This is a genomic window from Streptomyces sp. NPDC107765 (genome assembly GCF_055657085.1).
In genome coordinates this window covers 117,424-129,477 of the sequence record NZ_JBVKBL010000014.1, presented here as the reverse complement: position 1 = coordinate 129,477, position 12,054 = coordinate 117,424, and the positions used below count along the sequence as shown (strand labels likewise).

The following is a 12,054-nucleotide window of genomic DNA, read 5'->3' as shown; positions in this document are numbered from 1 at the left end:
GGCGGACGGTGGCGAACTGACGTCCCTACGGGAAACCCCGGGCAGGAGCGTTGACACGACATTACTCGTGTCACAACATGAACGCGCCGTTACCGACTGGTTGGTACGCCGTGTCCCCGTTGGAGGTCCTGGTGCCCCGCGAGTCCCGAGCCGTGTCCCGTCCGCTGCTCCGCACGTCCCTCGCCCTGCTGGCCGGCACCACCCTCGCCGCGCCCCTCGCCCTGACCGGCCCCTCGGCCGCGGCCGCCGGGCCGTACACCGTCACCGCGCTGAAGGTCACCGTCCGCGCCGGCGGCCGCAGCTGCACCGTCGACACCGATGTCTACCGTCCGTCCGGCGTGGACACGGCCCACCCCGCGCCCGCCGTGCTGACCACCAACGGCTTCGGCGGCAGCAAGGCGGACGGTTCCACCGACGCCCTCGCCAAGGCGTTCGCCGCCCGCGGCTATGTGGCGCTGGCCTACTCCGGCCTCGGCTTCGGCAGGACCGGATGCCCGATCTCCCTGGACGACCCCCGGATCGACGGCCGGGCGGCCGGCCAACTCGTCGACCTGCTGGCCGGATCGCGGACCGCCGACAACGGCACCCGCCTCGACTACGTCGCCAAGGACGGCCGGGGCGATCCGCGGGTCGGCATGATCGGCGGGTCCTACGGCGGGGCGATCCAGCTGGCGACGGCCGCCGTCGACCACCGGGTGGACGCCCTGGTCCCGCTGATCACCTGGAACGACCTGTCCTACTCCCTCGACCCCAACAACGCCGGCCGTCGGCAGGGCGCCGGCGGACCGGTGCCGGGCGCCTACAAATGGCAGTGGACCAACGGGTTCTTCCTGATCGGCGAGGCGCAAGGGCTGCTGCACCCCGGCATCGACCCGTCGCGGACCGGCGGCGCGGGCTGTCTGCACTTCGTCGCGCGGGCCTGCGGGACCAAGCGGCTGCTGGATTCCGGGAAGTACCCGGTCGCCCGCACCGAGGCCATGCTCCGCTATGCGCGCAGCGTCTCTCCCGTCTCGTACCTGAAGTCCGTCACGGCGCCGACGCTGCTGGTCCAGGGCCAGGCCGACAGCCTCTTCAACCTCAACGAGGCCGCCGCCACGTACCGGGCCCTCACCGCCCAGGGCACCCCGGCGAAGATGATCTGGCAGTACTGGGGCCACAGCGGCGGCATCAAGAACCCGCCCGCGGGCGAACTCAGCCTGGCCAAGGGCAACATGGAGGGCAGTTACGTCGGACGCCGGATCCTCGCCTGGTTCGACCGCTATCTGCGGCACCGCACGCACACCCGCACCGGGCCGGCCTTCGCGTACTACCGGGACTGGGTGACCGACGGGAACAACTACGCCACCGCCGCCGGCTTCCCGGCGGGCGGCAGCCGGCGGCTGTATCTGTCCGGCGACGGCAAGCTCGTCGACAACCGGGCCAAGGTGGCGCGCGGCAGCCGCGAGTACCGCAATCTGCGGACGGCCACCAGCCATTCGGAGAGTTCGCTGGCCGGGATGCTCCAGCTGCCCGACCCGGCACCGTTCGACGCCCGCGGAACGCATCTGGACTGGACGTCCGCGCCGGTCACCGGCCGGCCGGTGGACGTGGTGGGCGCGCCCAGGGTGACGCTGAAGGTGGTCTCGCCCCGGACCGAGCAGGTGCAGAACTCCGCCGACGCGGCCGACAAGCTCGTGCTCTTCGCGAAGCTCTACGATGTCGCGCCGGACGGCACGCAGACGTTGGTGCACCGGTTGGTGGCCCCGGCCCGGGTGCCCGATGCGACCCGGCGGTTCACCGTGGAACTGCCGGGCATCGTGCACCGATACGAGCCGGGGCACCGGCTGCGCTTCACCCTCGCCGCGAGTGACGCGGCCTATGCGGGCAATCGCGGGGTGAAGCCGGTGACGGTCACCAGCGCGCCCGAGGACACCGGAGTCCTCGAACTGCCGGTCACCCAGGGGGCGTTGCGGTAGCGGATGAGGTGGCTGCCGTAGGAAGGAGGGAGCGGGCGGTACGGTGCGGGCGCGCCGCGGGCGCCGAAGCCGTCCGGCCGCCGCGCGCGTCGGCCGCGCCGTCCGCGGGGAGGTCGGTTCAGTCGTCCGTGATCGTGATGGCCTGCACGGGGCAGGCCCGGGCGGCCTCCCGCACCAGCGGGTCGCCGGCGCCGTCCTCACGGCCGGAACGCACCAGGCCGAAGCCGTCGTCGTCCTGGTCGAACACCGCGGGGGCGGTCAGGGCGCACTGGCCGGCGCCGATACAGACGTCCTGGTCGATGGTGATCCGCATGCCGGACCCCTTTCGTTCGTCCGCCGTCATGGCCGCTACCAGGACAGCGGTAGTTCGATCATGCCTTGGAGAGTGTCCCCCGGTTTGAACGGAATCTCGGCAGCCGGTACGGCGAGTCGCAGATCCGGGATCCGGGTGAACAGCGAACGGAGCGCGATCTCCAGCTCCGCCCGGGCGAGGTTCTGGCCCAGGCACTGGTGGATGCCGAAGCCGAACGCGACGTGGTGCCGGGCGGACCGCCCGAAGTCCAGCCGGTCGGGCGCGGGGTAGGTGTTCTCGTCGCGGTTGATCAGGGACGCCGGGAACAGTACGCCGTCGTCGGCGCGGATCAGCTGCCCGCCGACCTCGATGTCCTCCTTCGCCACCCGCAGCAGGCCGTCGGCGATGGACAGGAACCGCAGCAGCTCCTCCACCGCGGCCGGCATCAGGCTCTCCTCGGACTTCAACTGCGCCAGCTGCTCCGGGTGTTCGAGCAGGGTGAAGACGCCGAGCGAGATCATGTTGGCGGTGGTCTCGTGGCCGGCCACCAGCAGGATCATGGCGAGCCGGACCAGCTCGTCGTGGTGCAGGTCGCCGGCCCGCAGCCGGTCCTCGATCAGCTCGTCGAGCAGTCCGTCGCCCGGGCGCTTCTCCTTGTCGGTGATCAGTCCGGTGAAGTACTCCTCCAGCCTGGTCCGGGCGTCCTCCGCCTCCTCGGCCGAGCGGCCGCGCAGGATGCGGCGGGACTCCTCCTCGAAGAACTCGTGGTCGGCGTACGGGACGCCGAGCAGCGAGCAGATCACCATCGACGGGACCGGCAGCGCGAACGCGGAGACCAGTTCGGCCGGCGGGCCCTGTTCCAGCATCCGGTCGATCAGCTCGTCGACGATCCGCTGGATCTCCGGCCGCAGCGCGGCGGTCCGCTTGACGCTGAAGCTGGGGATCAGCATCCGGCGCTGGGCGTTGTGCTCCGGGTCGTCCACCCCGATCAGCGGGGTGCGGACCCGGCGGATCGCCGCGAACCGCTCGAAGGGGATCGGGAAGGCAGGGTTCTGCCGGTCGGCCGACAGCCGCGGGTCGCTCAGCAGCGCCCGCGCCTCGGTGTGGCCGGTCACCGCCCATACCTTGCGGCCGTCGTAGAAGGTGACCTGGGTCAGCGGGCCGGCCTCCCGGAGCGGCTGGTACGCGCTGGGCGGGTGGTAGGGACAGGTGCGGTCCTGGAAGTAGGAAATGGCTTCGGTCACGACATGCCTCCCGGGCGAGGGGGGTTGAGTGGACTCGAACCACTCGGGTGTGGGATGTCAACGCACATGCGCGCCGTATTCGCCGCGCCGATCTCCACTTCATGCCTCGGACACATGGCGCGTCTACGCGGAGATCGGCCAACTTGGTTCATCCGCGGTCGAGTTCGGGCACCGGCACCTCCTCCTGCCGGTCGTCACAGCGGTCGCACCAACATGTCGATCACGCCGTCCAGATAGTGCTCGCGCGCCGTCCCGTCCGGCAGGCTTCCCGGGACGGCGTGCGCCAGCTGGGTGTGCCCGAGGTAGGCGGTGTACGCCAGCAGTCCGCGCCGGTGCGCCTCCTCCTCGGGGAAGCCCAGCTCCGCGAAGAGCGAGGCGACGTAGCCGATCCGCCGTTCGGTGACCCGGGCCAGGGCCGCCGCGACCCTGGGCTGCGCCGCGGTCGCGAGCAGGGAGACCTCCAAGGGGTCCTCGGCGGCCCAATGCGTGGCGTGCAGCAGCAGCCGGCGCAGCCGCTCGCCGGGGTCCGGCTCGGCCTCGATCTCGGTGATCACGGCCTCCGTGCCGAGCTGCTCCCAGCGTTCCAGGGCGGCCTCGATCAGTGCCTCCCGGTTGGCGAAGTGCCAGTAGAAGCTGCCCTTCGTCGTGCCGAGCCGGGCGGCCAGCGGTTCCACGGCCACCGCGGCCAGACCGCCCTCACCCATGGCCGTGAGGGCGGCGTCGGCCCAGTCCTGCGCGGTCAGCCGCTGCCGGGGGACGCCGCCGGATTCCTTCGTCCGCTGCTGTCGTGCCATGTCCATACGCTACCGTACGGTCAAACATACGCCACCGTATGGAGGTGCTCCGTGCGTACCGTTCGCGACGTCCATTCCCGCACCGTCCAGGCCCCGGCCGAGACCGTCGGCGCCCTGCTCGACCGGCTCGGCAGCGACCACGACCCGCTCTTCCCGGCGCCGGCCTGGCCCCCGATGCGCTTCGACCGTCCTCTGGGCGTCGGCGCGGACGGCGGCCACGGCTTCGTCCGCTACCGCGTCGGCGCGTACCAGCCCGGCCGCCACATCCGCTTCGACTTCACCGGCGGCAGCCGCGGCCGGCACGAGGTCACCGTCCACCCCGACGGTCCCGACCGCTGCCGCGTGGAACACCTCCTGGAGGCGCAACTCCCGCTCGGCCGACGGCTGTTGTGGACCGTGGCGATCCGCGCCATGCACCGCGCCGTCGTCCAGGAGCTCTTCGACAACATCGAACGGGCCGCCACGGGACGGCGGATACCGCCACCCCGCCGCTCCCCGTGGGTCCGCCTGCTCCACCGTCTGGTGTGGGACCGCGCCCGGGCCGTCGAACTGCCCGCCGCCGCGCGGCTCGCGCGCGGGGCCTTCCCGCGCACCGACTTCGAGGACGCCTGGCAGCTGGACCTCCGGCCCGGCCTGCCGGACGCCCCGGAGGCGTGGCAGGGCGTACTGCGCGGGGCGCCCTTCCCGGTCGTCGGCCGGAGGGACCGGGAGCTGCTGCTCGGCGAGGACGCCCGGCACCTCGACTTCCGCGCCTCGCTCCTGGTCGCGGACGGCACCGTCACCCTCGGCACGGTCGTCCGCATCCACAACACGGCCGGTCGGCTCTACTTCGCCCTGGTCCGCCGCGTCCACCCCTTCATGGCCCGCACGATGCTCCGCCGCATCCACCGCCGCCTGGCCCTCGCCGCCCCCACCGCGGCCGAGCGGGAGGCGGCGGTGCGCACCTGAGCGGCCGAACTACTTCTCCAGCAGCGTGAGCAGGAAGGTGACCACCACGACGCCGATGCCGAGGGCGGCGCCGAGCACCGGGTCGACGTAGGCGAGGTAGACGGCGAGGCCGCCGAGCACGAGGGCGAGTGCGGTGCGAGTGTCCATACCGTCAAGTCCCGCCGGGGCGGCCGGAATTTTCATCCCGGCCCGATGAAAAACTTCCGGCTCCCATCCCGTCCTTCCAGGGAGCCCGGGACCCCCGAGCGGTACCCGGTCAGCGGAGAGGGACGACACATGAGGCAGCTCTCAGGGGGCGGAAGCGACTCCGCGGAGTCACCCCGCCGGCTGTCCAAGGAGCGCGAGGCCGAGCTGATGGAGGCGCTGCGTACCGTCGAGCCGCGGCTGATCGCCTCGGTCACGCGGGTCACCCACGACTACCACCTCGCCTAGGACATCACCCAGGAGGTGTGCATCGCCATCTTCCAGGAGTTCCGCAAGGGCACGAGGTTCGAGAAGCCGGTCCTGGTCTTCGCGACCGTGGTGGCCCGCAACAAGCTCCGCGACCACTGGCGCAAGAGCTCCTCGGGCGAGCGGCCGTACGACGAACCGCCCGAGCACGGACGGCGGTTCGGCCCCGACCCGGCCGCCGGCCTCGAATACCTGGAGCTGCTGGAGTCGGTGAAGGCGGCGATCGCCGACGAGCGGCAGGCGGCGGTCTGGGAGCTCACCCACGTCTGGGGCCTGAAGGGCACCGAGATCGCGGCGCTGCTGGAGATCTCCTCGGCGACCGTGAGCCGGCAGCTGGCCGCGGCCGAGGCGAAGGCGAGGTTCTGGCGGGAGGACGAGGACCTGGAACCGGCGTAGGCCCCGGGCTCCCGGCGGCCGCACCCTTTGGCGGCCGCCGCCCGTCACCGTCCCGGCGCCGTCTGCCGGGCTGGATCCCGCCCCGAGGCCGTGCGTCCACCGCGGCTTCAGGGTGGGACCTATCCCGCCCCGGTCCTGCACATCCGAAATGGGGAGCATCCATGAGTGAACGTCAGTCCTCTCCGCACGAGAGGCTGCTGACCTACCTCCGAGAGGGGGACCGCCTCGTGCCACCGGACACCCGCACCGCGCACGACTGGGACCTGCGCTACGGGGCCCTAGCGGCGGCAGCCGACCTGAGCGGGGACACCGAACCACCGGAGCCCACCGACCTCTCGCCGGCGTCCTGGTACGACGACGGACACGAGGCGGGCCTCGGCCGCCCGGTGGTGAACCGGTGACGGCCGGTCGCTTACCTAGGGAGCTGAGTCCGTACGCGCACGTCACGGGGGGCGTGCGCGCACGGAGTTGACGGCGCGGGCACCGGCGGCGCGGCCACACGGGGGTGGGCGGCGCCGGCGGGGCCCGGAGCCGGCCGCAGCGCGTTCCGGCGGGGTGCGGGGGCCGTGGCAGACTGCCTGCATGGGGCAACGACAGGGTGACGGGGGCGGGCGCGGCACCGCGTCGGCATGGGCGGCGCTCGGGGGTGAGCCGGGGCTGATCGAGCGGGTCGCGTACCGCGGGCCGGGCGGTCTGCTGCCGGCGCGGCTTGCGGTGGGCACCTTGGCGCGGGGCACGGTGGCCGTGTGTGCACTCGCCGCGGCCGAGCTGGCGGCGGCGCGCCGCGGCGGCCCGGTACCCGCCGTACACGTCGACGAGGGGGCGGTCGCCACCGCCTTCGTCAGTGAACGTCACCTCCGGGTCGACGGCCGTCCGCTGTCGGCCTTCGCGCCGCTGTCCCGCTTCTGGCGGACCGCCGACGGCTGGGTGCGTACCCACGCCAACTACCCGCACCACCGCGCCCGGTTGCTCCGGGCGCTCGCTCTGCCGGACGATGTCGGGATCGCGGAGGTCGAGGCCGAGCTGGCCGGGCGCGCGGCCGAGGAGATCGAGGAGACCGTGTACGCGGCCGGCGCGCTGGCCGTCGCGGCGCGTACGCCCGGGCAGTGGGCGCGGCATCCGCAGGGCGCGGCGGTGGCCGCCCGTCCGCTGCTGACCCTGGGCCCGCTCGACGCCGGCGGGCCGCCGCGCGTCCTGCCACCGCTCGCGGGGCACCCGGTGCGGCCCGCCGCCGGTCTGCGGGACCTTGACCTGACCCGGGTGATCGCCGGCCCGGTCGCCACCCGCACCCTCGCCCTGCTCGGCGCGGACGTGCTGCGCATCGACGCCCCGCAGTTGCCGGAGAGCCAGGAAGCGCACAGCGACACCGGATTCGGCAAGCGGTCCACCGCCCTCGACCTCGGCTCGGCCGCCGGCCGCGCCACCTTCGAGGAGTTGCTCGCCCGCGCCGACGTCGTGGTCACCGGCTACCGTCCGGGCGCCCTCGACCGCTTCGGCCTGGCCCCCGAGGAGCTGGCCGCCCGCCGCCCGGGGCTGGTGGTGGCCCGCCTCTCCGCGTGGGGCGACGACGGCCCCTGGCGCGCGCGGCGCGGCTTCGACAGCCTGGTGCAGGTGGCCACCGGCATCGCCGCCGTCGAGGCGGGCCCGGACGGGACCCCCGGCGCGCTCCCCGCCCAGGCCCTCGACCACGGCACCGGCTATCTGCTGGCCGCCGCGGTACTCCGCGCACTGACCGAACAGACCCGCACCGGCGGTTCGTTCCTCGCCACCTTCTCCCTGGCCGGTACCGCCCACTTGCTGATGCACGACCTGTCGGACGGGGAGGGGGAGGAGGGGCTCATGAACGGGCCCGGGCGTACGCCGTGCGGTGCCGCCGCGCCCGGCGACCGCGGGTACGACCCGGCGGACCACCTCCGGGAGACCGTCGGTCCGCTCGGCCGGCTGCGTCACGCCCTGCCGCCGGTCTCCTTCGACGGCGCGCCGGACACCTGGGCGACCCCGCCCGGCCGGCCGGCCGCGGACGCCCCGGTGTGGCGCTGAGACGTGGTGCTGAGGGTGGGGCGCTGACCGTAATCGCTGGCCGCACCGTGCGACCGTCCGTACGATTTGCCGGTGACGATCAACCACCGCTACCTCGCGCGCGGCCAGCGGGTGGGCATCCGGCCCCTCACCGCCGCCGACCGGGACGAGTTCACCGCCGGGGCGCGCGCCAGCGCCGCACTGCACCGGCCGTGGCTCTACCCGCCGACCGACGCCGCCGCCTTCGACGCCTACCTGCTCAGGCTGCAGGAACCCCAGCGCGAGGGCTTCCTGATCTGCGAGCTCACCACCGGCCGGATCGCGGGCTACCTCACGATCAACAACATCGTGCACGGCGCCTTCCGCTGCGGTGCGATCGGCTACGGCGCCTTCGCGCACGCCGCCGGCCGCGGCCTGATGAGCGAGGGGCTGCGCCTGATCCTCCACCACGCCTTCGGCGCGCTGGGCCTGCACCGGCTGGAGGTCAACATCCAGCCGGAGAACGCCGCTTCGCTCGCCCTCGTCCGGCGCGCCGGCTTCCGCCGGGAGGGGTTCTCCCCGGACTTCCTCTTCATCGACGGCGCCTGGCGCGACCACGAACGCTGGGCGATCACCAGTGAGATGGTCGAGGAGACGGCCACGGACGGGGAGACCGCCACGGAGGGGGAGACCGCCACGGAAGGGCAGGAGTGACGCCGGTGCCCACCACGGACGTGACCTTCGGCCGCACGGTGCCGGTCTTCCGCATCTTCGACGTGGCCAAGGCCCATGAGTTCTACGTCGATTACCTCGGCCGCACCGTCGACTGGGAGCACCGCTTCGAGCCGGGAATGCCGCTCTACACCCAGGTCTCACGGGGCAACCTCGTACTGCACCTGTCCGAGCACCACGGCGACGGGACGCCCGGCGGGGTGGTGTACACGGAGCTGACCGGGGTGCGCGCGCTCCACGCCGAACTGGCCGCGAAGGACTACCCGTATCTGCGGCCCGGTCTGGAGCACGACGAGACCGGGTGGTCCCTCACCCTCATCGACCCCTTCGGCAACCGGCTGCGTCTCACCGAGCCGGAGCCGGAGCCGGAGCGCGAGTCCGAGCCGGAGCCCGAGTCCGCTCCGCTTCGGCCCCCGGTCACCGGGACTTGCGGTTGATCTTCATGGTGTCCATGTCGGTGGCGGTGGACCGCAGGTCGCGATACCCGAGGCCGGCCGCGGTCAGCGCTGCTTCCGCCTTCTCCTCGCCGAGGGCGGCCGCCATCTCCTCGCCGTCCGCGGCGTCCGAGACGATGACCCATCGGTAGCTGAACGAGTGCAGCGCGGCGTCGTAGGCCAGCGCACCCTCGGGCGTGAACCGGTACTGCGACAGCCCGTGTTGGTCGGCCTCGGCGAGCAGCTTCGCCCGGGACGCGGCCGTCAGGCCGTCCCACCTGCCGCGGACGATCACCCGGTAGGTGTGCTGGGTCGCCATGGTCCTCGCGTCTCCTGTCGCTGCGTCAGTGGGAAGGGAGTGGGGGGTGGAGCGCCAGGCTATGCGGCCCTGTCCGCCGGCGCCCCTGATTTTCCGATGCGGTTGCATCGCACCGAGGCGCCAGGCGGTTCCGCGGGCGGCATCGCCACCGTTGCCCGACCGCATCGCGCCGTTCCCGGGGCCTTCCTTTGCGTAACCCTGACCCCGCGGGCCGGAAGAAGCCCTGTTCAGACCGGCGAGGAGGCGGTTCCATGGTCAACAGGAGGCCGCCTAAGCCGAGGTGGCCGGTCCCCCCTGCGAGGCAGCCGTGGCCACGAGCGTGCGACGCACCACCCTGACCCTTCCCGCCGCCCCCCTCGGTCCGGACAACCCCCTCCCCGCCCTCCGAGGCGGCCACGACCTCCACCGCGTGCACATCCCCCGGGACGCCGGGCTGCCCGCCGACATGGCGCGCCAGATCGGATACCGGCCGCTGACGTCGATCCTGCCGGTCGCGCGGCGCGACGGATACGGCCGCGACCGCCGCAGCACCGACCTCGACGCCCTGGTCATCGAGAACGACCGGCTGCGCGCCACCGTCCTGCCCGCTCTGGGCGGCCGGGTGTACTCCCTGCACCACAAGCCCACCGACCGCGAACTCCTCTACCGGAACCCGGTGTTGCAGCCCGCCGCGTTCGCCCTCAACGGCGCGTGGTTCTCCGGCGGCATCGAATGGAACATCGGCGCCACCGGCCACACCACCCTCTCCTGCGCCCCTCTGCACGCCGCCCGGGTCCCGGCGCCGGACGGCGGTGAGATGCTCCGGCTGTGGGAATGGGAGCGGCTGCGCGATCTGCCCTTCCAGGTGGACCTGTGGCTGCCGGACGGCTCCGACTTCCTCCACGTGGGCGTACGGATCCGGAACCCGCACCACCACACCGTGCCCGTGTACTGGTGGTCCAACACCGCGGTCCCCGAAGAGGCGGGCACCCGCGTCCTGACGCCCGCCGACCGGGCCTGGCACTTCGGCTACGAGCGGACCTTGCGCCGGGTCCCGGTCCCGGAATCGGACGGCGCCGACCGCACGTACCCGGGGAGCAGCGAATTCCCGGCCGACTACTTCTACGAGGTGCCCGACGGCGCCCGCCGCTGGATCACCTCGCTCGACGCGACCGGGCGGGGCCTGGTCCAGACGTCCACCGACGCGCTGCGCGGCCGCAAGCTCTTCCTGTGGGGCACGGGCCGGGCCGGGCGGCGCTGGCAGCAGTGGCTCACCGAGCCGGGCACCGGTGGCTACGCCGAGATCCAGGCCGGGCTCGCCCGTACCCAGCTGGAGCATGTGCCCCTGGACGCCGGTGGTGCCTTCACCTGGCTGGAGGCGTACGGCCCGCTGGCCGCCGATCCGGCGGTGGTGCACGGCCCGGAGTGGGCGGCGGCCCGGGAGGCGGTCGCCGCCGGGCTGGAGGCGGCCCTGCCGCGGGCGGACGTCGACGCGGCGTACGCGGCCTGGCTGCCGTACGCCGACCGGGAGCCGAAGGAAGCGCTGGCCACCGGGTCGGGCTGGGGTGCGCTGGAGGCGGTCCGGGCCGGTTTCCCGTTGCCCGGCACGCCGTTCGACCCGGCGACCCTCGGGCCCGAACAGGAGCCCTGGCTGGCCCTGTTGCGGACCGGTGAACTGCCGCCCGGCGGGCCGCTGCCCGGCCCGGCGCCGACCGCCCCGGCCTGGCGCGACCTGCTGGAGTCCGCCCCGCCGGGCCCGGCCACCGACTACCACCTCGGCCTCGCCCAGTGGCGGGCCGGCGACCGCGCCCAGGCGGTCCGCAGCTGGGAACGGGCGGTCGGGCAGGGTGGTGGGAGCCCGGGCCGCGCGACCGGCCCCGGGGCAGGAGCCGGGCAGCGCGGGCGCGGTGCCACCGCCCCCGGGGCAGGCGTCCCGCCCCGCCGGCCCGAGGCATGCGTCCTGCCGCTCTACTGCCTGGCCGTCGCCGAGTCCGTCGCGGGCGAACCGGCGCGGGCCGCCGACCGGTACGCGCAGGTCTGCGCCGCCGTGACGATGGCGGGCGCCGCGGACGGTCCGGCCGCCCGTACCTGGCGTGCCGTCCTTCCCGCCCTCGTCCGGGAGGCGGTGCCCGCACTGCTCACCGCGGGCCGTACCGAGGACGCCGCGCGGCTGCTGGCCGCGCTGCCGGAGCGGGTCGCCGCCGAGGGCCGCTTCCGGTTGCTGACCGCTCGGGTCCTGCTCGCCCAGGACCGGCCGGAGGCGGCCCGGGAGGTCTTCGACGCCGGCTTCGAGATCGCCGATCTGCGGGAGGGCGACGAGACGCTCAGCGACACCTGGTTCGCGATCGCCGAGCGGCTGACCGCGGCCGGCGGACCGGTCACCGACGAGGTACGCGCCCGGGCCCGGTCCGCGCATCCGCTCCCGGACGCCTACGAGTACCGGATGCGGCCGGTGTAGCCGGCCTCCCTACGGGTGCGCCGGACCCGTACGCCGATCCGGTGAACGGGTGCGC

Annotated in this window: 14 protein-coding genes; 9 read left to right on the top strand and 5 right to left on the bottom strand. The window is 73.7% G+C overall.

What is annotated here, in order from left to right; all coding sequences use genetic code 11:
- Positions 1-119: 119 nt before the first annotated feature.
- A complete protein-coding gene (locus tag ACZ7MX_RS29810) occupies positions 120-1,955 on the top strand; it encodes a CocE/NonD family hydrolase (protein WP_472136665.1) in 1,836 nt (611 codons plus the stop codon).
- Between the two features lie 118 nt (positions 1,956-2,073).
- On the opposite strand, the gene ACZ7MX_RS29805 is transcribed toward ACZ7MX_RS29810, so the two are convergent.
- From ACZ7MX_RS29805 to ACZ7MX_RS29795, 3 genes are all read right to left on the bottom strand, one after another.
- Positions 2,074-2,268, bottom strand: coding sequence for a ferredoxin (locus tag ACZ7MX_RS29805; RefSeq protein WP_030412947.1), 195 nt, complete (start codon positions 2,266-2,268; stop codon positions 2,074-2,076).
- Positions 2,269-2,303: 35 nt separating this feature from the next.
- Positions 2,304-3,491 carry a cytochrome P450 gene (locus ACZ7MX_RS29800; protein WP_472136468.1) on the bottom strand — a complete coding sequence of 396 codons (1,188 nt, stop codon included), beginning with the start codon at positions 3,489-3,491 and terminating at the stop codon, positions 2,304-2,306.
- A gap of 194 nt (positions 3,492-3,685) precedes the next feature.
- Positions 3,686-4,291, bottom strand: coding sequence for a TetR/AcrR family transcriptional regulator (locus tag ACZ7MX_RS29795; protein WP_472136466.1), 606 nt, complete (start codon positions 4,289-4,291; stop codon positions 3,686-3,688).
- 45 nt (positions 4,292-4,336) lie between these two features.
- On the opposite strand from ACZ7MX_RS29795, the gene ACZ7MX_RS29790 reads away from it, so the two are divergent.
- The gene (locus ACZ7MX_RS29790; protein WP_472136464.1) at positions 4,337-5,233 is read left to right on the top strand and encodes a DUF2867 domain-containing protein; all 897 of its coding nucleotides are present in this window, start codon (positions 4,337-4,339) and stop codon (positions 5,231-5,233) included.
- 9 nt (positions 5,234-5,242) lie between these two features.
- Here the strand turns inward: ACZ7MX_RS29790 and ACZ7MX_RS29785 are convergent, their stop codons facing one another.
- The gene (locus ACZ7MX_RS29785; RefSeq protein ID WP_199816352.1) at positions 5,243-5,380 is read right to left on the bottom strand and encodes a hypothetical protein; all 138 of its coding nucleotides are present in this window, start codon (positions 5,378-5,380) and stop codon (positions 5,243-5,245) included.
- A gap of 129 nt (positions 5,381-5,509) precedes the next feature.
- Between ACZ7MX_RS29785 and ACZ7MX_RS29780 the strand changes: the two genes are divergently transcribed.
- From ACZ7MX_RS29780 to ACZ7MX_RS29755, 6 genes are all read left to right on the top strand, one after another.
- On the top strand, positions 5,510-5,665 hold the full coding sequence (locus ACZ7MX_RS29780; protein WP_472136463.1) for a hypothetical protein: 156 nt from the start codon (positions 5,510-5,512) through the stop codon (positions 5,663-5,665).
- Between the two features lie 3 nt (positions 5,666-5,668).
- Positions 5,669-6,079, top strand: coding sequence for an RNA polymerase sigma factor (locus ACZ7MX_RS29775; protein WP_472136663.1), 411 nt, complete (start codon positions 5,669-5,671; stop codon positions 6,077-6,079).
- Positions 6,080-6,240: 161 nt separating this feature from the next.
- Positions 6,241-6,480, top strand: a complete 240-nt coding sequence (locus ACZ7MX_RS29770) for a hypothetical protein (protein ID WP_472136462.1) — start codon at positions 6,241-6,243, stop codon at positions 6,478-6,480.
- Between the two features lie 181 nt (positions 6,481-6,661).
- Positions 6,662-8,119: a CoA transferase gene (locus tag ACZ7MX_RS29765; RefSeq protein ID WP_472136460.1), complete on the top strand. Its 1,458-nt coding sequence runs from the start codon at positions 6,662-6,664 to the stop codon at positions 8,117-8,119.
- Positions 8,120-8,191: 72 nt separating this feature from the next.
- Complete coding sequence (locus ACZ7MX_RS29760; RefSeq protein WP_472136458.1) at positions 8,192-8,791, top strand: GNAT family N-acetyltransferase; 600 nt, start codon at positions 8,192-8,194, stop codon at positions 8,789-8,791.
- 5 nt (positions 8,792-8,796) lie between these two features.
- Entirely contained in the window at positions 8,797-9,246 is a 450-nt protein-coding gene (locus ACZ7MX_RS29755; protein WP_472136457.1) for a glyoxalase superfamily protein, read from the top strand.
- Here ACZ7MX_RS29755 and ACZ7MX_RS29750 read toward each other — a convergent pair.
- Complete coding sequence (locus tag ACZ7MX_RS29750) at positions 9,227-9,562, bottom strand: DUF6204 family protein (protein WP_472136455.1); 336 nt, start codon at positions 9,560-9,562, stop codon at positions 9,227-9,229. The two genes, ACZ7MX_RS29755 and ACZ7MX_RS29750, sit on opposite strands and share 20 nt — an antisense overlap.
- Positions 9,563-9,869: 307 nt before the next feature.
- On the opposite strand from ACZ7MX_RS29750, the gene ACZ7MX_RS29745 reads away from it, so the two are divergent.
- Positions 9,870-11,999, top strand: coding sequence for a DUF5107 domain-containing protein (locus ACZ7MX_RS29745; protein WP_472136453.1), 2,130 nt, complete (start codon positions 9,870-9,872; stop codon positions 11,997-11,999).
- Positions 12,000-12,054: the final 55 nt, after the last annotated feature.